Genomic DNA, 19788 nt, shown 5'->3' with positions numbered 1-19788 from the left:
TTAGGGCGGCCGGTCAGCGGCCGAGTTCGCGTACCAGCGAGTCGGCGCTGATATCGCCGATGGACTTGGCGCCGGTGAGCACCATGGCCACGCGCATCTCCTTATCGATCAAGTCCAGCAGATTGCTCACACCGGCGCCACCGGCAGCGGCCAGGGCATAGACGAAGGCGCGGCCGAGCATCACGGTGTCGGCGCCGAGGGCGAGCATGCGCACCACATCAAGGCCGGTACGAATGCCGGAGTCGGCGAGAATCTTCAGTTCGCCCTTCACTGCATCGGCGATGGCCGGCAGGGCGCGGGCGCTGGAGAGCACGCCGTCGAGCTGGCGGCCGCCATGGTTGGAGACGACGATGCCGTCGGCGCCGAATTTCACCGCGTCCTTCGCATCTTCCGGATCAAGGATGCCCTTGATCACCATGGGGCCGTCCCAGAAATCGCGGATCCACTCCAGGTCCTTCCACGAAATCGACGGGTCGAAGTTGGCGCCCAGCCAGCCGATGTAGTCCGCCAAGCCCGTGGGGTTGCCGCGGTAGGTGGAGATGTTGCCGAGGTCGTGGGGCTTGCCGAGCAGGCCGACGTCCCAGGCCCAGGTCGGGTGGGTCATGGCCTGCAACATGCGGCGCAGCGGCGCGTTGGGGCCGCTCATGCCGGAGTGGGCGTCGCGGTAGCGGGCGCCGGGTACCGGCATGTCGACGGTGAAGACCAGGGTGGTCACGCCCGCGGCCTTGGCACGTTCCAGGGCGTTCTTCATGAAGCCGCGGTCTTTCAGCACGTAGAGCTGGAACCACATGGGCCGGTTGATGGCCGGCGCCACTTCCTCGATCGGGCAGACCGAGACGGTGGACAGCGTGAAGGGAATGCCCTTGGCCGCCGCCGCCTTGGCCGCCTGCACTTCACCGCGCCGGGCGTACATGCCGGTCAGGCCGACCGGGGCCAGCGCCACGGGCATGGACAGGGTCTCGTCGAACAGCTTGGTCTCCAGGCTCAGCTCGGACATGTTCCTGAGCACGCGCTGGCGCAGGGCAATGCCGGCCAGGTCGTCGATGTTGCGGCGCAGGGTGTACTCGGCATAGGCGCCGCCGTCGATGTAATGGAACAGGAAGGGCGGCAGCTTGCGCTGGGCGGCGGCGCGGTAGTCGGTGGAGGCAGAGATGATCATGGATTCGAACCGTTTCAGGGCTTGAGGGCGGCGAAAAGGGGCCGTGCTGCGCCAGCGCGCAGCACGGAGGGACCGTCAGTGCACCAGCATGCCGGTGAACACGTAGGCCTGGGCCAGGGTGATCAGGCCGACCATGGCGGCGAAGATCAGGCTGTGCTTCAGGGTGAAGCGGAACAGGTCGGACTCCTTGCCGACCATGCCGGTGGCGGCGCAGGCGACTGCGATGGACTGCGGCGAGATCATCTTGCCGGTCACGCCACCACTGGTGTTGGCCGCGACCAGCAGGGTGTCGTTGACACCGATCTGGTGTGCGGTGGTGGCCTGCAGCGAGCCGAACAGGGCGTTGGAGGAGGTATCCGAGCCGGTCAGGAACACGCCCAGCCAGCCGAGGAAGGGCGAGAAGAACGGGAACGCCGCGCCGGTGCCGGCCAGGACCAGGGCCAGGGTGGTGGACATGCCAGAGAAGTTGGTGACGAAGGCGAAGGCCAGCACCATGCCGATGGAGAGGATCGGCCACTTCAACTCGACGAAGGTCTCCTTGAGAGTGGTCAGACCTTTTTTGATGTGGATCCCGAGGATGGCCATGGAGATCAGCGCCGAGAAGAAGATCGCGGTGCCAGTGGCCGATACCGGGTCGAACTTGTACACGGCCGGGATGGCGGTGGCGGCGGCGACGATCGGCGCGCCTTTCATCACCAGTTGGTCCAGGTGCGGGATGGCGAACAAAAAGACGAACTGCTCCAGTGCGCCGCCCGGGGCGAACATCGCCTTGAAGGGCTTCAGGGTCCAGATGGTCACCAGCACGGTGAGGACCAGGAAGGGCGACCAGGCCTTGAGGATCTCGCCGAAGCCGTAGGGCGAGGGGGTGGTGCTGCGCGGGCCGCCGAAGCCACCCATCACCGCTGCGCCGCCGGATACGCCGACCACTTGGGCGTCTTCGGCGCGCTTGGGATGCCAGACCTTGAGGAACAGGGTCAGGGACACCAGGCTCACCAGGGCGGAGGTGATGTCGGGCAGTTCCGGGCCGATGAAGTTGGAGGTGAAGTACTGGGTCACGGCAAAGCTGGCGCCGGCCACCAGGGCTGCCGGCCAGGTTTCCTTGATGCCGCGCCAGCCGTCCATCATGGCCACCAGCCAGAAGGGCACGATGATCGACAAAAACGGCAGCTGGCGGCCGGTCATGGCGCCGATCTTGAAGGCGTCGATGCCGGTCACCTGGCCGGCGACGATGATCGGGATGCCCAGGGCGCCGAAGGCCACCGGCGCGGTGTTGGCGATCAGGCACAGGCCTGCGGCGTAGAGCGGGTTGAAGCCGAGGCCGACGAGCAGGGCGGCGGTAATGGCCACGGGTGCGCCGAAGCCGGCCGCGCCCTCGAGGAAGGCACCGAAGGAGAAGCCGATCAGCAGCACCTGCAGGCGCTGGTCGTCAGTAATCGACAGCACCGAGCTGCGGATCACCTCGAACTGGCCGCTCTTGACCGTGAGTTTGTAGAGGAACACCGCCGCCACGATGATCCAGGCGATTGGCCAGAGACCATAGGCGAAGCCGTAGCCGGCGGCGGCGAAAGCCATGTCGGCGGGCATCTGGAAGGCGAAGATGGCGACTGCGATCGACAGCGCCAGGGTGATGGTGCCGGCGATGTGGCCTTTCATGCGGAACACCGCCAGTGCCAGGAAGAAAAACACGATGGGGATCAGTGCGACGAGCGCCGACAGTCCGAGGCTGCCGAGGGGGGTGTAGAGCTGCTGCCAGGTTTGCATCTTGGGGTGGCTCCTAATTGTTTTTGGAGTGCCGGATTAGCCGGATCGGGCAAAACCGCAGCGCTCGTGGCGTGGCGGCAGGCGAAGACCGAGTCGGCGATGCTTGTCGATAAGATTGGTAAGACCAATTTACAAAAGCGACGGCTCAGGGTAAAAGCCGGAGTATCCTTGTGTCAATTTGCCGCGTTGCGACTTTGGTCGAGCGGCAGACGGAAGGCGTGCTTCTTGTGTGCGGCTGGCGCGCTGGTTAGGCTGCCGCGTCGCGCGCCGCAGGCGCCGTGTCAGAAGGCCGCCCGGGGTGGCGTGAGAGGGTGGGTAGAGCTATGGGATTCGGTCAGGTACGTCAGCGCCGTTTGTCGGACGATATCGTCAGCCAGCTGGAGTCAATGATTCTCGAGGGCACCTTGAAGGCGGGTGAACGGCTGCCAGCCGAGCGTGCACTCGCCGAGCAGTTCGGCGTGTCGCGGCCATCCTTGCGCGAGGCAATCCAGAAGCTGGTGGCCAAGGGGCTGCTGGTCAGTCGCCAGGGCGGCGGCAACTATGTGGCCGCCGAGCTGGGTGCCACCTTCAGCGACCCGCTGTTGCAGCTGCTGGAAAGCAATCCCGAGGCCCAGCGCGACCTGCTGGAGTTTCGCCATACCCTGGAAGGCTCCTGCGCTTACTACGCGGCGCAGCGGGCGACCGAGGTGGACCATGAGCGCCTGACCGAGGCCTTCGAGGCCCTGCGGGCCTGCTACGCGCCGGGCAGCAAGGCGAGCCGGGCAGAGGAGGGCGCGGCGGATGCGCGCTTCCATCTGGCCATTGCCGAAGCCAGCCATAACGCCGTGCTGCTGCACACCATTCGCGGCCTCTTCGACCTGCTCAGGCATAACGTGGTGACCAATATCGGTGGCATGTACCTGCAGCGCAGTGAAACGCGCGACATGCTGAACCAGCAGCATCGGGCGTTGTACGAGGCGATCATCGAGCGGCGGGCGGAGGAGGCCCGGGAGATTTCCCACCGGCATATCCAGTACGTCCAGGAAGTGCTGGAAGAGTCGCAGCTGGAAGCCCAGCGGTTAGCGCGCTCACAACGGCGCCAGGGGCTCTGACGAAAACGCCGGGCAGTGCCCGGCGTTTTTCTGGGTGGGCCTATTCCTTGCCCTTGGTGCGCATGGCGCGCGCGATCTCGCGGTCGGAGTCGCGCTCCTTCTCCGTGGCACGCTTGTCGAATTCCTTCTTGCCCTTGGCCAGGGCGATCTCGCATTTGATCAGGTGCTTCTTCCAGTAGACCGACAGCGCCACGCAGGCGTAGCCCTTCTGCTGGACCGCACCGAACAGCTTGCCCAGCTCGCGCTTGTGCAGCAGCAGCTTGCGGGTGCGCACCGGATCGGCAATCACGTGGGTGCTGGCCGTCTTCAGTGGGGTGATGTGGCTGCCCAGCAGCCAGGCTTCGCCGTCCTTGAGCAGCACGTAACTGTCCACCAGTTGTGCCTTGCCGGCGCGCAGACTCTTCACTTCCCAGCCGGCGAGGGCCAGCCCGGCTTCGAACTTCTGTTCAATGGAATAGTCGTGCAACGCCTTCTTGTTGAGGGCGATGGTGCCTTGGGGATGTTTCTTTTGCTTAGCCATAGGCGGCGCATTATAGGGAGTCGCAGACGGCGCGGCTACGGCGGCGTAGGCTTGAGCGACGTCGATGAATCCTCGACAATGCGGCACTTTTTTGACCAGTCCGACCCCGAGCATGCCCGAGCGGCGCGGATCGGATCCCCGTTCGAGGCCAAGATGACCACGCATATCCAGCGCTCCGCCCTGTTGCCATTCCCCGCGCAGGCGCTCTACGACCTGGTCAACGATGTGGCGCGCTATCCGGAATTCCTGCCCTGGTGCTCGGCGGCCACGGTGATGGAGGAGAGCGAGAGCTACATGCTCGCCAGTCTCGAATTGGCCAAGGGCAGCATCAGCCAGCGCTTTGTCACCCGCAACAAGCTGGACCATGGCAAGACCATCGAGATGAACCTGGAAGAGGGGCCGTTCACCCAGTTGCATGGTATCTGGCACTTCAAGTCGCTGGGCGACAAGGCCTGCAAGATCAGTTTGGACCTGCGCTTCGACTACGCGGGCCCGATCATCAAGGCGACCCTGGGGCCGCTGTTCAACCAGGCGGCCAATACCCTGGTGGACGCCTTCTGCAAGCGGGCGAAGCAGCTCTATGGCTGAGGACGTGATCCAGGTCGAGGTGGTCTACGCCCAGGCCGACAGCCAACAGCTCCTGCGCCTGACCCTGCCCAGCGGGATAGATGCCCGTGAAGCGGTATTGCGCTCCGGCCTGGAGGCGCAGTTCCCGGAGCTGGACCTGGCCAACTGTCCGCTCGGCATCTTCGGCAAGGCGCTGGCCAAGCCTGAGGAACGACTGCTGGAGGAGGGCGATCGCGTGGAGATCTACCGGCCGCTGATTGCCGACCCCAAGGAAGTGCGCAAACTGCGCGCGGCGAGGGCGGCACAGGCGCGCGCCGGAGAACGGGATACCTGAACGTCGCCCATGAAAAAGCCCGGGACCAGCCCGGGCTTTTTTGTTGCAGCGTATTTACTGCGGCGAGGTTTCCAGCGGTTCCGGAGTCGGTACCGGCACGGTCTCCACTTCGTCCACTTCCTTCTGGATTTTCTCCAGGAGCGAACCCGGTGCCGGCGGCTCTTCGGTCTTGGGTTGTTCTTTAGGCTGGTCCGGCTTGGCCTCTGTGGTGCTGCCTTCGCTGCCCAGGATCGCCTCGTCACGGCTCACGCCGGGCATGAAGTCACCGGCCAAGCCGATCAGTTGGTCGTTGCTGTCGAACATCAGGCTGACACGTTCCTGCAGGCGTTGACCGCCGCCCGGCTGGATGCTGTAGAGGTAATCCCAGCGGTTGGCGTGGAAGGTGTCGGTGACCAGCGGATTGCCCATGATAAACCGCACTTGACGTCGGGTCATTCCGGGCTTCAACTGGTCTATCATGTCCTGCGTGACGACGTTGCCCTGCTGGATGTCGATCTTGTAGACCCCGGGAAACGAGCAACCGGCGAGTGCGAGCAAGCCTGCGAAAGTGAGGCTGGTCAGCAGGAGCTTGGTGTTTTGCATCGGTGGGAGACTTCCACTATCTTGGCTGGGCATTAAAAGCCCGATCATACCTGCATTAAGGGAAGCTGCGAAAGCCGCATTCCTCGAGAAAGCTGACCATGGTTGAAAACAACGAACTGCGTAAAGCCGGCCTGAAGGTGACCTTGCCTCGGGTCAAGATCCTGCAGATGCTCGACTCCACCGAGCAACGCCACATGAGCGCGGAGGACGTTTACAAGGCGCTGATGGAAGCCGGCGAGGATGTCGGCTTGGCTACCGTCTACCGGGTCCTCACCCAGTTCGAGGCGGCTGGCCTGGTGGTGCGCCACAACTTCGACGGCGGCCATGCCGTGTTCGAGCTGGCTGACAGCGGCCACCACGATCACATGGTGTGCGTGGATTCCGGTGAGGTGATCGAGTTCTTCGATCCGGAAATCGAAAAGCGCCAGAAGGAGATCGTCAAGGAGCGTGGCTTCGAGCTGGTCGACCACAATCTGGTGCTGTACGTACGCAAGAAGAAGTAAATTCCGCTTGCATGAAAAAGGCGACCCTCGAGGTCGCCTTTTTCGTTCCTGGCTTGGATCAGCCCTGTGCGCTGGTCACCATCTTCCGCGCATGCGCCAGGGACTCCTCGGTGAGGTCGACGCCGCCGAGCATCCGTGCAATCTCCTCGATGCGCGGGGCTTCCAGCAGCTTGGCAACGGCGGTGCGCGTTTCCTGAGTGCCGCGCTCCTTGTGCACGAAAAGGTGGTGGTGGCCCTGGGCAGCTACCTGCGGCAGGTGGGTGACGGTGAGGACCTGGCCACGCTCGCCGAGGCGACGCAGCAGCTGGCCCACCACTTCGGCGGTGGGTCCGCCGATGCCCACGTCCACTTCGTCGAACACCAGGGTGGGCACCCGCGAGGTTTGTGCGGTGATCACCTGGATGGCCAGGCTGATGCGTGACAACTCGCCGCCCGAAGCGACCTTGGCCAGTGTCTTGAGAGGTTGGCCCGGGTTGGCGCTGACCAGGAATTCCAACTGTTCCAGGCCGTAATGCTGAGGCTCTTCCGCCTGGCTCGGGTGCAGCTGGATGCTGAAGCGTCCGCCGGGCATGCCCAGGCGCTGCATCTCGCTCTCCACGGCGCTGGCCAGGCGACCGGCCGCTTCGCTGCGCAGCCTGCTCAGCTCGGCGGCCTTTTCCTGATAATGGCGCGCATAGGCGGCGAGCTCCTCGGCCAGGCGTTCGGCGGCTTCGTCGTCGGCATTGAGGGCTTCCAGCTCGTCGAGCAGGCGCTGCTGCAGTTCGGCCAGCTCGCCCGGCTGCACCCTGTGCTTGCGCGCCAGGGTGTAGATGGAGTCGAGGCGCTCTTCCAGTTGCTGCTGGCGCGCCGGGTCGGCATCGAAATGGTCGAGGAAGCGGTTCAGTTCGCCCATGGCTTCCTCGACCTGGATCTGTGCGCTGGACAGCAGGTTGACCGCCTCGGCCAGGGCGCCGGGCTGCGCGTGGAAGGCGGTGAGCCGGTTGAGGCTGGCGGTCAGGGCGCTGAGCACGTTGCTGCCATCGCTCTCGCTGCAAATGTCCAGCACCTGGCGGCAGGTGGCCAGCAGGCTTTCGGCGTTGGCGAGGTTCTTGTGCTCGAGTTCCAGCTGCTCCAGCTCGTTCTCGCCGAGGGCGAGGTTCTCCAGTTCATCCAGCTGGTAGCTCAGCAACTGGTGGCGGGCGCGCTGTTCGTCGCCCGTGCGGGAGATGCGTTCCAGCTCCTGGCGGGTCTGTCGCCAACGCTGCGCGGCGAGTTGCACCTGGCGGGCGAGTTCGCTGGCGCCGGCGTATTCGTCCAGCAGTCGGCGGTGGGTGTCCGCCTTGAGCAGCGACTGGTGCTCGTGCTGGCTGTGGATGTCGATCAGCAGCTCGCCCAGGGTCTTGAGGTCGACCTGGGGGCAGGGGCTGCCGTTGATGTAGGCGCGGGAGCGGCCTTCAGCGGTGATGACGCGGCGCAGGATGCAGGGGCCGTCGTTATCCAGGTCGCGTTCGACCAGCCAGGCGCGGGCTTCGGGGATGCCGGCGAGGTCGAAGCTGGCGAGTATGTCCGCCTTGTCGGCACCGGGGCGCACCACGCCGCTGTCGGCTCGGTCGCCGAGGGTCAGGCCGAGGGCGTCGAGCATGATCGACTTGCCGGCGCCGGTTTCGCCGGTGATCACGGACATGCCGCCTTCGAGTTCCAGGTCCAGGTGTTCGACAATGGCGTAGTTGTGGATCGACAGGTGTACCAGCATGGTGCGACTCCCGCGCTGCGATGGCTGGCTATTTATACAGTAGTTGTTTTCTGGCTGACAATTGTCTTCCCCCTTGAAGCGACAAATTGCGACCCCATATAGGCGGACATATCAGCGGGTCTTTGCCCGCAGCTGTCTTGTATGAGGAGGAAGGCATGGCCGACGAACAGACCCTGGATACCCAGACCCCCGAAGCGAATCCCGCTGCCGAAGCCGCGTCGGGCGACGACCTCGCCGCCCGTGTGCAGGTGCTGGAAGAGCAACTGGCCGCGGCCCAGGATCAGTCGCTGCGTGTTGCCGCCGAGCTGCAGAACGTGCGCCGCCGCGCCGAGCAGGATGTGGAGAAGGCGCACAAGTTCGCCCTGGAGAAATTCGCCAACGACTTGCTGCCGATCGTCGACAGCCTGGAGCGTGGCCTGGAGCTGAGCAACGCCGACGATGAGACGATCAAGCCGGTTCGCGAGGGCATGGAGCTGACCCTCAAGCTGTTCCACGACACCCTCAAGCGCCACCAGTTGGAAGCCGTGGATCCGCACGGTGCGCCGTTCAATCCGGAGCACCACCAGGCCATGGCCATGCAGGAAAGCACCCACGTGGAGCCGGGCAGCGTGCTCAAGGTGTTCCAGAAGGGCTACTTGCTCAATGGCCGCCTGCTGCGCCCCGCCATGGTGGTGGTCAGCAAGGCGCCGAGCGAAGCGCCGCCGTCGATCGACGAGCAGGCTTGAATTTCGCCTTCGGGCCCCCATTTGTTAGTTCAAGCGTTTATGTGCTGCCGCGGCCCGTGAGACTGGGCCGCGGAGAATCCAAAGTTTCGGGAGAGAGAATATGGGCAAAATCATCGGTATCGACCTGGGGACCACCAACTCCTGCGTGGCCATCCTGGAAAACGGCAACGTCAAGGTGATCGAGAACGCCGAAGGCGCTCGCACCACGCCGTCCATCATCGCCTACACCAACGACGGCGAGACCCTGGTGGGCCAGTCCGCCAAGCGTCAGGCGGTGACCAACCCGCAGAACACCCTGTACGCCGTCAAGCGCCTGATCGGCCGCCGCTTCGAAGAAGAAGTGGTGCAGAAAGACATCAAGATGGTTCCCTACAAGATCGCCAAGGCCGACAACGGTGACGCCTGGGTGGAAGTGAAGGGCCAGAAGATGGCGCCGCCGCAGATCTCCGCGGAAGTGCTGAAGAAGATGAAGAAGACCGCCGAAGACTACCTCGGCGAGCCGGTCACCGAAGCGGTGATCACCGTGCCGGCCTATTTCAACGACAGCCAGCGCCAGGCCACCAAGGACGCCGGCCGCATCGCCGGTCTGGACGTCAAGCGCATCATCAACGAGCCGACCGCGGCTGCGCTGGCCTATGGCATGGACAAGTCCAAGGGCGACCACACCGTGATCGTCTATGACCTGGGTGGCGGTACCTTCGACGTGTCGGTGATCGAGATTGCCGAAGTCGACGGTGAACACCAGTTCGAGGTTCTGGCCACCAACGGTGACACCTTCCTCGGTGGTGAGGACTTCGACCTGCGCCTGATCGACTACCTCGTAGACGAATTCAAGAAAGAATCCGGCATGGACCTCAAGGGTGACCCCCTGGCCATGCAGCGCCTGAAGGAAGCCGCCGAGAAGGCCAAGATCGAGCTGTCCTCCAGCCAGCAGACCGACGTCAACCTGCCGTACATCACCGCAGACCAGACCGGTCCGAAGCACCTGAACGTGAAGATTTCCCGCGCCAAGCTGGAGGCCCTGGTCGAAGACCTGGTCGCCCGTACCATCGAGCCTTGCCGCATCGCTCTGAAAGATGCCGGCCTGGACGTATCCGATATCCAGGAAGTCATCCTGGTCGGCGGCCAGACCCGTATGCCGCTGGTGCAGAAGCAGGTGGCCGACTTCTTTGGCAAGGAGCCGCGCAAGGACGTCAACCCGGACGAAGCCGTGGCCATCGGTGCCGCCATCCAGGGCGCCGTGCTGGCCGGTGATGTCAAGGACGTGCTGCTGCTCGACGTATCCCCGCTGACCCTGGGTATCGAAACCCTGGGTGGCGTGATGACTGCGCTGATCGAGAAAAACACCACCATCCCGACCAAGAAGTCGCAGGTGTTCTCCACCGCTGATGACAACCAGTCCGCCGTGACCATCCACGTGCTGCAGGGCGAGCGCAAGCAAGCCGCGCAGAACAAGTCGCTCGGCAAGTTCGACCTGGCCGAGATTCCGCCGGCTCCGCGTGGCGTTCCGCAGATCGAAGTGACCTTCGACATCGACGCCAACGGCATCCTGCACGTCGGCGCGAAGGACAAGGCCACCGGCAAGCAGCAGTCCATCGTGATCAAGGCTAACTCCGGCCTGTCCGAGGAAGAAATCCAGCAGATGGTGCGCGACGCCGAGGCCAACGCCGAGGAAGATCGCAAGTTCGAGGAGCTGGCTGCGGCCCGCAACCAGGGCGACGCGCTGGTCCACGCCACTCGCAAGATGATCACCGAGGCTGGCGACAAGGCCACTGCCGAGGAGAAGGCGGCTATCGAGAAGGCGCTGGGCGAGCTGGAAGTGGCGGTCAAGGGTGACGACAAGGCTGAGATCGAAGCCAAGATGAACGCCCTGTCCCAGGCTTCCACCCCGCTGGCGCAGAAGATGTACGCCGACCAGGCGCAGGCTGGTGAGCAGCCGCAGGGCGCCACCGCGGACAAGGCTTCCGACGATGCCGTCGACGCCGAGTTCGAAGAGGTCAAGGAAAACAAGTAAGTGTCACGCTTGCTTCCGCCCCAGCGTGCGGGGTTGAACGCCCCGTACGCCTGATCCGCCACGCGGGAGCTTGCTCCCGCGTTGGCGTGTCTGGGGCTGGTGAATTCGAGAGTGCAGGAAACTATGGCTAAGCGTGACTTTTACGAAATTCTTGGTGTCGAGCGAGGCGCCAGCGAGGCCGAGCTTAAGAAGGCCTATCGCCGTCTGGCGATGAAACACCACCCGGACCGCAACCCGGGGGACAAGGAGTCCGAGGATAAATTCAAAGAGGCCAACGAGGCCTACGAAGTGTTGTCCGACGCCAGCAAGCGCGCGGCCTACGACCAGTACGGCCACGCCGGTGTCGACCCGCAGATGGGTGGCGGTGCTGGTGCAGGCTTTGGCGGCGCCAGCTTCTCCGACATCTTCGGTGACGTGTTCAGCGACTTCTTCGGTGGTCAGCGTGGTGGCCAGCGCGGCGGCCCGCAGCGCGGCAGCGACCTGCGCTACACCCTGGAGCTGGACCTGGAAGAGGCCGTGCGCGGCACCACGGTCACCATTCGTGTGCCGACCCTGGTCAACTGCAAGACCTGCGATGGCTCGGGCGCGAAGAAAGGCACCAGCCCGGTCACTTGCACCACCTGCGGCGGTATTGGCCAGGTGCGCATGCAGCAGGGCTTCTTCTCGGTGCAGCAGACCTGCCCGCGTTGCCACGGCAGCGGCAAGATGATCAGTGACCCCTGTGGCAGCTGCCATGGCCAGGGCCGTGTGGAAGAGCACAAGACCCTGTCGGTGAAGGTGCCGGCGGGCGTCGATACCGGCGACCGCATCCGCCTCTCCGGCGAAGGCGAGGTCGGCGCCCTGGGTGGCCCGCCCGGCGACCTCTATGTGGTGGTCAATGTGCGTGAGCACCCGATCTTCCAGCGCGATGGCAAGCACCTCTACTGCGAAGTGCCGATCAGCTTCGCTGACGCGGCACTGGGCGGCGAACTGGAAGTGCCGACCCTGGATGGCCGGGTCAAGCTGAAGATCCCGGAAGCGACCCAGACCGGCAAGCTGTTCCGCCTGCGCGGCAAGGGCGTGGCCCCGGTTCGCGGCGGCGGTGCCGGCGACTTGATGTGTCGGGTGGTGGTGGAAACGCCGGTCAACCTGGACAAGCGCCAGCGCGAACTGCTCGACGAGTTCCGCAAGACGCTGCAGAGCGACGGCTCCCATTCGCCCAAGGCCAGCAGCTGGTTCGAGGGCATGAAGCGTTTCTTTGGCGATCTTTGACCGCAGCTGCAAGCTGCAAGTGGCAAGCTGCAAGTCGGCGCCGCCTGTAGCTTGCAGTTTTAAGCTTGAGGCTTGGAGCTGACTTTTATGCGACGTATAGCTGTGACTGGCGCCGCCGGGCGCATGGGCAAGAACCTGATCGAGGCGGTGCAGCAGGCGCAGGGCGCCGGGCTTACCGCCGCCATTGATCGTCCGGACAGCACCCTGGTTGGCGCCGATGCCGGCGAACTGGCTGCTCTGGGCCGTATTGGCGTGCCGCTGTCGGGCGACCTTGCCAAGGTGGTGGATGAGTTCGACGTGCTGATCGACTTCACCCATCCTTCGGTGACCCTGAAGAATCTGGAAATCTGTCGCCAGGCCGGCAAGGCCATGGTGATCGGTACCACCGGCTTCTCCGCCGAGGAAAAAGCCCTGCTGGCGAATGCGGCCAAGGACATCCCGATCGTCTTCGCCGCCAACTTCAGCGTAGGTGTGAACCTCTGTCTCAAGCTGCTGGATACCGCCGCCCGCGTGCTGGGCGATGAGGTGGACATCGAGATCATCGAGGCGCACCACCGTCACAAGGTGGATGCCCCGTCCGGTACCGCGCTGCGCATGGGCGAGGTAGTGGCCGACGCACTGGGTCGCGATCTGTCCAAGGTCGCCGTGTATGGTCGCGAAGGCCAGACCGGTGCGCGTTCTCGCGAGACCATCGGCTTCGCCACCGTGCGTGCAGGTGACGTGGTGGGCGATCACACCGTCTTGTTTGCTGCAGATGGCGAGCGCGTGGAAATCACCCACAAGGCTTCCAGCCGCATGACCTTCGCTCGAGGCGCCGTACGTGCGGCTCTTTGGTTGGAAGGCCAGGAATCCGGCCTGTACGATATGCAGGATGTGCTCGGTCTTCGCTGACTCGCTGATCGGGATGTCTTTCGGGTGGACCGAAATGACGCATTCCTGTAAACTGCAGCTTTAGTGTGTCCACTAAAAGTTACGCAGAAATGGCTCAGATAAAAAAGCGGGGTGACGGTATCAACGTCATCCCGCTTTTTTACAACCTGCGTTTGCTTCAGCCTTGATCTACGGGAGGTCTTCTTGACTAAGCCAGCCATACTCGCGCTTGCCGACGGCAGCATTTTTCGCGGCGAAGCCATTGGGGCCGATGGCCATACCATCGGCGAGGTAGTGTTCAACACTGCCATGACCGGCTATCAGGAAATTCTTACCGATCCTTCCTATGCCCAGCAAATCGTAACCCTGACCTACCCGCATATCGGCAACACCGGCACCACGCCGGAAGACGCCGAAGCCAACCGCGTGTGGGCTGCCGGCCTGATCATCCGCGACTTGCCGCTGCTGGCCAGCAACTGGCGTAACAAGCAGTCGCTGCCGGATTACCTGAAAGAACACGGTACCGTCGCCATCGCCGGCATCGATACTCGCCGCCTGACCCGCATCCTGCGCGAGAAGGGCTCCCAGAACGGCTGCATCCTCGCCGGCGACGACGCCACCGAGGAAAAGGCGCTGGAACTGGCGCGCAGCTTCCCGGGCCTGAAGGGCATGGACCTGGCCAAGGTCGTTTCGTGCACCGAGGGTTATGAATGGCGCTCCAGCGTGTGGAACCTGGAGAGCGACAGCCACCCGGAAATCGCCGCCAGCGACCTGCCGTACCACGTTGTGGCCTACGATTTCGGCGTCAAGCTGAACATCTTGCGCATGCTGGTTGCCCGCGGCTGCCGCCTGACCGTGGTGCCGGCCCAGACGCCGGCCAGTGAAGTGCTGGCGCTGAACCCGGACGGCATCTTCCTTTCCAACGGCCCCGGTGACCCCGAGCCTTGCGACTATGCCATTCAGGCCATCCGCGAGTTCCTCGACACCGAGATCCCGGTCTTCGGCATCTGCCTCGGCCACCAGCTGCTGGCCCTGGCCTCCGGCGCCAAGACCGTGAAGATGGGCCACGGCCACCACGGTGCCAACCACCCGGTCCAGGACCTCGACTCCAGCGTGGTGATGATCACCAGCCAGAACCACGGTTTCGCCGTGGATGAGTCGACCCTGCCGGCCAACGTGCGCGCCACCCACAAGTCGCTGTTCGACGGCACCCTGCAGGGCATCGAGCGCACCGACAAGGTGGCCTTCAGCTTCCAGGGCCACCCCGAGGCCAGCCCCGGTCCGCATGACGTCGCCCCGCTGTTCGACCGCTTCATCGAAGCCATGGCCAAGCGCCGCTAAGCACGCCTGACGACTGACCTACGGATTCGAGTGAGTAAAAATGCCTAAACGTACAGACATCAAAAGCATCCTGATCCTCGGTGCCGGTCCCATCGTGATCGGCCAGGCCTGCGAGTTCGACTACTCCGGTGCCCAGGCGTGTAAAGCGCTCAAGGAGGAAGGCTTCCGCGTCATCCTGGTGAACTCCAACCCGGCCACCATCATGACCGACCCGGCCATGGCCGACGCCACCTACATCGAGCCGATCAAGTGGGCGACCGTCGCCAAGATCATCGAGAAGGAGCGCCCCGACGCGCTGCTGCCCACCATGGGCGGCCAGACCGCGCTGAACTGCGCCCTGGACCTGGAGCGCCATGGCGTGCTGGCCAAGTTCGGCGTGGAGATGATCGGCGCCAACGCTGACACCATCGACAAGGCCGAAGACCGCTCGCGCTTCGACAGGGCGATGAAGGACATCGGCCTGGCCTGCCCGCGCTCGGGTATCGCCCACAGCATGGAAGAAGCCTACGGTGTGCTGGAGAAGGTCGGCTTCCCCTGCATCATCCGTCCGTCCTTCACCATGGGCGGCACCGGTGGTGGCATCGCCTACAACCGTGAAGAGTTCGAAGAGATCTGCGCCCGCGGCCTGGACCTGTCGCCGACCAACGAGCTGTTGATCGACGAGTCGCTGATCGGCTGGAAGGAATACGAGATGGAGGTGGTCCGCGACAAGAAGGACAACTGCATCATCGTCTGCTCCATCGAGAACTTCGACCCCATGGGCGTGCACACCGGCGACTCCATCACCGTCGCCCCGGCCCAGACCCTGACCGACAAGGAATACCAGATCCTGCGCAACGCCTCCCTGGCGGTGCTGCGTGAGATCGGCGTCGAGACCGGCGGTTCCAACGTGCAGTTCGGCATCTGCCCGGACACCGGCCGCATGGTCGTGATCGAGATGAACCCGCGCGTGTCGCGCTCCTCGGCCCTGGCCTCCAAGGCCACCGGCTTCCCGATCGCCAAGATCGCCGCCAAGCTCGCTGTCGGCTACACCCTCGACGAGCTGCAGAACGACATCACCGGCGGCCGCACCCCGGCGTCGTTCGAGCCGGCCATCGACTATGTGGTGACCAAAGTTCCGCGCTTCGCCTTCGAGAAATTCCCGAAAGCCGACGCCCGCCTGACCACCCAGATGAAATCCGTGGGCGAAGTCATGGCCATCGGCCGTACCTTCCAGGAATCCGTGCAGAAAGCCCTGCGTGGCCTGGAAGTGGGCGTTGCCGGCTTTGATCCCAAGCTGGACCTGAACGACCCCGAAGCAGAAGGCATCCTCAAGCGCGAGCTGACCGTGCCGGGCGCCGAGCGTATCTGGTACGTGGCTGACGCCTTCCGCGCCGGCAAGACCATCGAAGAAGTCTTCGACCTGACCCGTATCGACGAGTGGTTCCTGGTGCAGATCGAAGACCTGGTCAAGGACGAGGAGCGCATCAAGACCCTCGGCCTGTCCGGCATCGACGCCGACCTGATGCGCAAGCTCAAGCGCAAGGGGTTCTCCGACGCGCGCCTGGCCAAGCTGCTCGGCGTGACCGAGAAGAACCTGCGCAGCCACCGCCACAAGCTGAAGGTGCTGCCGGTCTTCAAGCGCGTGGACACCTGCGCCGCCGAATTCGCCACCGACACGGCCTACATGTACTCGACCTACGAGGAAGAGTGCGAGGCCAACCCGTCCGGTCGCGACAAGATCATGATCCTCGGCGGCGGTCCGAACCGTATCGGCCAGGGCATCGAGTTCGACTACTGCTGCGTACACGCTGCGCTGGCGATGCGTGAAGACGGTTACGAGACCATCATGGTCAACTGCAACCCGGAAACCGTCTCCACCGACTACGACACGTCCGACCGCCTCTACTTCGAGCCGGTGACCCTGGAAGACGTGCTGGAAATCGTCCGCGTCGAGCAGCCCAAGGGCGTGATCGTGCAGTACGGCGGCCAGACTCCGCTGAAGCTTTGCCGCGCTCTGGAAGAGGCCGGCGTACCGATCATCGGCACCAGCCCCGACGCCATCGACCGCGCCGAGGACCGTGAGCGCTTCCAGCAGATGGTGCAGCGCCTGAACCTGCGCCAGCCGGCCAACGCCACCGCGCGCAGCGAAGACGAAGCCCTGGCCCTGTCGAAGAACATCGGCTACCCGATGGTGGTGCGCCCGTCCTACGTGCTGGGCGGCCGTGCAATGGAAATCGTCTACCAGGAAGAAGAGCTCAAGCGCTACATGCGCGAGGCCGTGAAGGTCTCCAACGACAGCCCGGTGCTGCTGGACCGCTTCCTCAACTGCGCCATCGAAGTCGACATCGACGCGGTGTGCGACGGCGAGACCGTGGTGATCGGCGCGATCATGCAGCACATCGAACAGGCCGGCGTGCACTCCGGTGACTCTGCCTGCTCGCTGCCGCCGTACTCGCTGCCGCAGCACATCCAGGACGAGATCCGTGAACAGGTCAAGAAAATGGCCCTGGAGCTCGGCGTGGTCGGCTTGATGAACGTGCAGATGGCGGTGCAGGGCGAAGACATCTACGTCATCGAAGTGAACCCGCGCGCCTCCCGTACCGTGCCCTTCGTCTCCAAGTGCATCGGCGAGTCCTTGGCCAAGGTCGCTGCCCGTGTGATGGCTGGCAAGAGCCTCAAGGAAATCGGCTTCACCAAGGAAATCATCCCGCCGTTCTTCAGCGTCAAGGAAGCGGTGTTCCCCTTCGCCAAGTTCCCGGGCGTCGACCCGATTCTCGGCCCGGAAATGAAGTCCACCGGCGAAGTGATGGGGGTGGGCGACACCTTCGGCGAAGCCTTCTCAAAGGCCCAACTGGGCGCCAGCGAGATCCTGCCGAACTCGGGCACCGTGTTCATCAGCGTGCGCGAGGATGACAAACCCATGGTCACCCAGGTCGCCCGCGACCTGATCGAGCTGGGCTTCGAAGTGGTCGCCACCTCCGGTACCGCCAAGGTGATCGAAGCTGCCGGCCTGCCGGTTCGCCGCGTGAACAAGGTGACCGAAGGCCGCCCCCATGTCGTTGACATGATCAAGAACGATGAGGTTACCCTCATCATCAACACCACTGAGGGGCGTCAGTCCATTGCTGACTCCTACTCGATCCGTCGTAACGCCCTGCAGCACAAGATCTACTGCACCACCACCATTGCGGCTGGTCAGGCGATCTGTGAGGCGCTCAAGTTCGGTCCCGAGAAGACCGTGCGTCGCTTGCAGGATCTCCATGCAGGAATCAAGGCATGACAAAATTTCCGATGACCGTCCAGGGCGCTCGCGCCCTGGAAGATGAACTCAAGCACCTGAAAACCGTGATGCGTCCACAGATCACCCAGGCCATCGCCGAAGCGCGCGAATTGGGCGACCTGAAGGAAAACGCCGAATACCATGCCGCCCGCGAACAGCAGGGCATGGTCGAGGCGCGTATCCGGGATATCGAAGGGCGTCTGCAGAACGCCCAGGTCATCGATGTGGCGTCGCTTCCCCATACCGGCAAGGTGATCTTCGGTGTGACCGTCGATATCGCCAACGTCGATACCGATGAGACGGTGAGCTACCAGATCGTCGGCGACGACGAAGCGGACATCAAGCAGGGCAAGCTGTCGGTCAGCTCCCCCATCGCCCGCGCCCTGGTGGGCAAGGAAGAAGGGGACGTGGTGACCGTCAGGACCCCGAGCGGCGTCGTCGAGTACGAGATTGTCGAAGTCCGCCACGTCTAAGTCATCCTCCTTCAGGGCCGGTACCATCGCCTGGCAACTGGCCCAGACATTCTGGGTCGGCGGCCTCTGGCTGCTGCACTTCGTGATGTTGCCGGTGCTCGAACGCATAGGCCTGGCGCCAATGCTGGTGGAGGAGGTGGCCGCCACCCTGCGGCCGCTGCTGGTAGCCTTCGCCGGCTTCTGTGCGTTGCTCCAGGCCCTGCTGCTGATCCAGCACGCAGGGCTCGAGCGCCTCTGGCTCGATACGCGCGCGCAGCTGCTGGCCTCGGTGCTGGCCCTGGTGATGGTGTTCCTGCTGGTGCGCTTCTGGTTGCCGGAAGCCTTGTACTGGCTGAACTTCAGCTACTTGCTGCTGGCCTTCTGCGGCCTGCTGCTGGTGGTCCAGCCCTTGCCGGCGAAGCGGGTGGAGGGCCGGGCGCGCTGAGCGCGCGCCTTTGGCTGGAGGCTTAGAGGCCGCTGAAGCGGCTGATGTTGGAAAGGTTGCGGTTCGGCTTGGGGTTGCGGCGATAGACCAGCGCCATCTTGCCGATGACCTGTACCAGCTCGCAGTTGCCAGTCGCGCAAAGTTCATCGATCAGGGCGCGGCGGTCGTCGCGCTCGGTGATGCGGAACTGGACCTTGATCAGTTCGTGATCGTTCAGCGCGCGCTCCAGTTCGGCCAGCACACCTTCGGTAAGGCCGTTTTCGGCCACCGTCAATACCGGTTTCAAGTGATGACCGATAGATTTGTATTGCTTCTTGTGCTCCGGTGAGAGCGCCATAATCAGACCCCTGCGAAAAAAGGCTGGTAGTTTACCCGAGTGATTCCGGGGCGCACAGCCGAACACGAGGTATCCCGTGGCCCGTTCCAAGAGTAGCCAGCGTTGGCTGCAAAGACATATCGACGACCCGTACGTCAAAATGGCGCAGAAGGACGGTTACCGTTCCCGCGCCAGCTACAAGCTCCTGGAAATTCAGGAGAAGGACCGCATCCTGCGGCCCGGTATGTTGGTGGTCGACCTTGGCGCTGCGCCGGGCGGCTGGTCCCAAGTCACCAGCCGGGTGATCGGCGACCGTGGCCGGCTGATCGCCTCCGATATCCTGGAAATGGATAGCATTCCCGACGTGACCTTCATTCAGGGCGATTTCACCGAGGATGCGGTATTCGCCCAGATTCTCGAGGCGATCGGTGACAACCCGGTGGACCTTGTGATTTCCGATATGGCCCCCAATATGAGTGGGGTAAGGGCCTCCGACCAGCCGCGCGCCATGTTCCTCTGCGAACTGGCGCTGGACTTGGCCGGGCGCGTATTGGGTCCGGGGGGGGATTTTCTGATCAAGATTTTCCAGGGCGAAGGTTTCGACCTCTACCACAAGCAGGTGCGCGCGATGTTCGACAAGGTGCAGATGCGCAAGCCGCTTTCGTCGCGTGACCGCTCCCGGGAGCAATACCTGCTCGCACGCGGCTTCCGTGGGGAATAGACTGCAACGGGAACTGACTCATGGGTTCCTTTCTGCAGCGACTGGATACTGCAGCGAGACTGCGAGGTCTCATAAAGGGTTACAGACGGCGCCTGCCAGGGGTAGGGGTTGTGTAGTAAGTTAGGCCGGTTAATCACCAGCG

Annotated in this window: 19 protein-coding genes; 13 read left to right on the top strand and 6 right to left on the bottom strand. The window is 63.8% G+C overall.

Going from position 1 to position 19788, the window contains the following annotated elements; all coding sequences use genetic code 11:
- Nucleotides 1-13: 13 nt before the first annotated feature.
- The gene (gene lldD, locus E8F12_RS24295; RefSeq protein ID WP_280327753.1) at nt 14-1159 is read right to left on the bottom strand and encodes an FMN-dependent L-lactate dehydrogenase LldD; all 1146 of its coding nucleotides are present in this window, start codon (nt 1157-1159) and stop codon (nt 14-16) included.
- A 75-nt stretch (nt 1160-1234) separates the two neighbouring features.
- Complete coding sequence (locus E8F12_RS24290; RefSeq protein ID WP_280327752.1) at nt 1235-2920, bottom strand: lactate permease LctP family transporter; 1686 nt, start codon at nt 2918-2920, stop codon at nt 1235-1237.
- 323 nt (nt 2921-3243) lie between these two features.
- Between E8F12_RS24290 and E8F12_RS24285 the strand changes: the two genes are divergently transcribed.
- Entirely contained in the window at nt 3244-4011 is a 768-nt protein-coding gene (locus E8F12_RS24285; RefSeq protein WP_280327751.1) for an FCD domain-containing protein, read from the top strand.
- Nucleotides 4012-4051: 40 nt separating this feature from the next.
- On the opposite strand, the gene smpB is transcribed toward E8F12_RS24285, so the two are convergent.
- Nucleotides 4052-4531: an SsrA-binding protein SmpB gene (smpB, locus tag E8F12_RS24280; RefSeq protein ID WP_280288761.1), complete on the bottom strand. Its 480-nt coding sequence runs from the start codon at nt 4529-4531 to the stop codon at nt 4052-4054.
- A 153-nt stretch (nt 4532-4684) separates the two neighbouring features.
- Here smpB and E8F12_RS24275 point away from each other — a divergent pair, with 153 nt between their 5' ends.
- Nucleotides 4685-5119 carry a type II toxin-antitoxin system RatA family toxin gene (locus E8F12_RS24275; RefSeq protein ID WP_280327750.1) on the top strand — a complete coding sequence of 145 codons (435 nt, stop codon included), beginning with the start codon at nt 4685-4687 and terminating at the stop codon, nt 5117-5119.
- Nucleotides 5112-5432: an RnfH family protein gene (locus tag E8F12_RS24270; protein ID WP_280327749.1), complete on the top strand. Its 321-nt coding sequence runs from the start codon at nt 5112-5114 to the stop codon at nt 5430-5432. The genes E8F12_RS24275 and E8F12_RS24270 overlap by 8 nt, the downstream gene beginning before the upstream one ends.
- A gap of 54 nt (nt 5433-5486) precedes the next feature.
- On the opposite strand, the gene E8F12_RS24265 is transcribed toward E8F12_RS24270, so the two are convergent.
- Nucleotides 5487-6014 carry an outer membrane protein assembly factor BamE gene (locus E8F12_RS24265; protein WP_280327748.1) on the bottom strand — a complete coding sequence of 176 codons (528 nt, stop codon included), beginning with the start codon at nt 6012-6014 and terminating at the stop codon, nt 5487-5489.
- A 98-nt stretch (nt 6015-6112) separates the two neighbouring features.
- On the opposite strand from E8F12_RS24265, the gene fur reads away from it, so the two are divergent.
- Nucleotides 6113-6517: a ferric iron uptake transcriptional regulator gene (fur, locus tag E8F12_RS24260; RefSeq protein ID WP_028629993.1), complete on the top strand. Its 405-nt coding sequence runs from the start codon at nt 6113-6115 to the stop codon at nt 6515-6517.
- 58 nt (nt 6518-6575) lie between these two features.
- On the opposite strand, the gene recN is transcribed toward fur, so the two are convergent.
- Nucleotides 6576-8249, bottom strand: coding sequence for a DNA repair protein RecN (gene recN / locus E8F12_RS24255; RefSeq protein WP_280327747.1), 1674 nt, complete (start codon nt 8247-8249; stop codon nt 6576-6578).
- A 155-nt stretch (nt 8250-8404) separates the two neighbouring features.
- Here recN and grpE point away from each other — a divergent pair, with 155 nt between their 5' ends.
- The 8 genes from grpE to E8F12_RS24215 all read left to right on the top strand — a co-directional run bounded on the left by grpE (nt 8405) and on the right by E8F12_RS24215 (nt 18609).
- On the top strand, nt 8405-8974 hold the full coding sequence (gene grpE, locus E8F12_RS24250) for a nucleotide exchange factor GrpE (protein WP_280327746.1): 570 nt from the start codon (nt 8405-8407) through the stop codon (nt 8972-8974).
- A 100-nt stretch (nt 8975-9074) separates the two neighbouring features.
- On the top strand, nt 9075-10988 hold the full coding sequence (gene dnaK / locus E8F12_RS24245) for a molecular chaperone DnaK (protein WP_280327744.1): 1914 nt from the start codon (nt 9075-9077) through the stop codon (nt 10986-10988).
- Between the two features lie 123 nt (nt 10989-11111).
- Nucleotides 11112-12239, top strand: coding sequence for a molecular chaperone DnaJ (dnaJ, locus tag E8F12_RS24240; RefSeq protein WP_280327742.1), 1128 nt, complete (start codon nt 11112-11114; stop codon nt 12237-12239).
- A gap of 87 nt (nt 12240-12326) precedes the next feature.
- Nucleotides 12327-13130, top strand: a complete 804-nt coding sequence (gene dapB, locus E8F12_RS24235; protein ID WP_280327741.1) for a 4-hydroxy-tetrahydrodipicolinate reductase — start codon at nt 12327-12329, stop codon at nt 13128-13130.
- A gap of 183 nt (nt 13131-13313) precedes the next feature.
- Nucleotides 13314-14450, top strand: coding sequence for a glutamine-hydrolyzing carbamoyl-phosphate synthase small subunit (carA, locus tag E8F12_RS24230; protein WP_280327739.1), 1137 nt, complete (start codon nt 13314-13316; stop codon nt 14448-14450).
- Between the two features lie 40 nt (nt 14451-14490).
- Nucleotides 14491-17712 (top strand): carbamoyl-phosphate synthase large subunit, encoded by a 3222-nt coding sequence (carB, locus tag E8F12_RS24225; protein ID WP_280327738.1) that lies wholly within the window; start codon nt 14491-14493, stop codon nt 17710-17712.
- Nucleotides 17709-18185 carry a transcription elongation factor GreA gene (gene greA / locus E8F12_RS24220; protein ID WP_280327736.1) on the top strand — a complete coding sequence of 159 codons (477 nt, stop codon included), beginning with the start codon at nt 17709-17711 and terminating at the stop codon, nt 18183-18185. Before carB ends, greA begins: the two co-directional genes overlap by 4 nt.
- Nucleotides 18163-18609 carry a DUF4149 domain-containing protein gene (locus E8F12_RS24215; RefSeq protein WP_280327735.1) on the top strand — a complete coding sequence of 149 codons (447 nt, stop codon included), beginning with the start codon at nt 18163-18165 and terminating at the stop codon, nt 18607-18609. The genes greA and E8F12_RS24215 overlap by 23 nt, the downstream gene beginning before the upstream one ends.
- Before the next feature lie 22 nt (nt 18610-18631).
- Here E8F12_RS24215 and E8F12_RS24210 read toward each other — a convergent pair whose 3' ends face one another.
- Nucleotides 18632-18946 carry a YhbY family RNA-binding protein gene (locus tag E8F12_RS24210; protein ID WP_280288748.1) on the bottom strand — a complete coding sequence of 105 codons (315 nt, stop codon included), beginning with the start codon at nt 18944-18946 and terminating at the stop codon, nt 18632-18634.
- Between the two features lie 76 nt (nt 18947-19022).
- Here E8F12_RS24210 and rlmE point away from each other — a divergent pair, with 76 nt between their 5' ends.
- Nucleotides 19023-19646, top strand: a complete 624-nt coding sequence (rlmE, locus tag E8F12_RS24205) for a 23S rRNA (uridine(2552)-2'-O)-methyltransferase RlmE (RefSeq protein WP_280327734.1) — start codon at nt 19023-19025, stop codon at nt 19644-19646.
- The last annotated feature ends 142 nt before the right edge of the window (nt 19647-19788 follow it).

The sequence above is a fragment of the Pseudomonas sp. BN102 genome (assembly GCF_029871245.1).
Classification (GTDB): Bacteria; Pseudomonadota; Gammaproteobacteria; order Pseudomonadales; family Pseudomonadaceae; genus Metapseudomonas.
This window is presented reverse-complemented; position numbering and strand designations above follow the sequence as displayed.

Bases quoted from the DNA above. Each gene is read 5' to 3' on its own strand.
- greA (WP_280327736.1), top strand. From the start codon at position 17,709: ATGACAAAATTTCCGATGACCGTCCAGGGCGCTCGCGCCCTGGAAGAT.
- E8F12_RS24270 (WP_280327749.1), top strand. From the start codon at position 5,112: ATGGCTGAGGACGTGATCCAGGTCGAGGTGGTCTACGCCCAGGCCGAC.
- fur (WP_028629993.1), top strand. From the start codon at position 6,113: ATGGTTGAAAACAACGAACTGCGTAAAGCCGGCCTGAAGGTGACCTTG.
- carB (WP_280327738.1), top strand. From the start codon at position 14,491: ATGCCTAAACGTACAGACATCAAAAGCATCCTGATCCTCGGTGCCGGT.
- dnaK (WP_280327744.1), top strand. From the start codon at position 9,075: ATGGGCAAAATCATCGGTATCGACCTGGGGACCACCAACTCCTGCGTG.
- lldD (WP_280327753.1), bottom strand. From the start codon at position 1,159: ATGATCATCTCTGCCTCCACCGACTACCGCGCCGCCGCCCAGCGCAAG.
- recN (WP_280327747.1), bottom strand. From the start codon at position 8,249: ATGCTGGTACACCTGTCGATCCACAACTACGCCATTGTCGAACACCTG.
- smpB (WP_280288761.1), bottom strand. From the start codon at position 4,531: ATGGCTAAGCAAAAGAAACATCCCCAAGGCACCATCGCCCTCAACAAG.
- E8F12_RS24275 (WP_280327750.1), top strand. From the start codon at position 4,685: ATGACCACGCATATCCAGCGCTCCGCCCTGTTGCCATTCCCCGCGCAG.
- E8F12_RS24290 (WP_280327752.1), bottom strand. From the start codon at position 2,920: ATGCAAACCTGGCAGCAGCTCTACACCCCCCTCGGCAGCCTCGGACTG.
- grpE (WP_280327746.1), top strand. From the start codon at position 8,405: ATGGCCGACGAACAGACCCTGGATACCCAGACCCCCGAAGCGAATCCC.
- dnaJ (WP_280327742.1), top strand. From the start codon at position 11,112: ATGGCTAAGCGTGACTTTTACGAAATTCTTGGTGTCGAGCGAGGCGCC.
- E8F12_RS24285 (WP_280327751.1), top strand. From the start codon at position 3,244: ATGGGATTCGGTCAGGTACGTCAGCGCCGTTTGTCGGACGATATCGTC.
- E8F12_RS24210 (WP_280288748.1), bottom strand. From the start codon at position 18,946: ATGGCGCTCTCACCGGAGCACAAGAAGCAATACAAATCTATCGGTCAT.
- E8F12_RS24265 (WP_280327748.1), bottom strand. From the start codon at position 6,014: ATGCAAAACACCAAGCTCCTGCTGACCAGCCTCACTTTCGCAGGCTTG.
- dapB (WP_280327741.1), top strand. From the start codon at position 12,327: ATGCGACGTATAGCTGTGACTGGCGCCGCCGGGCGCATGGGCAAGAAC.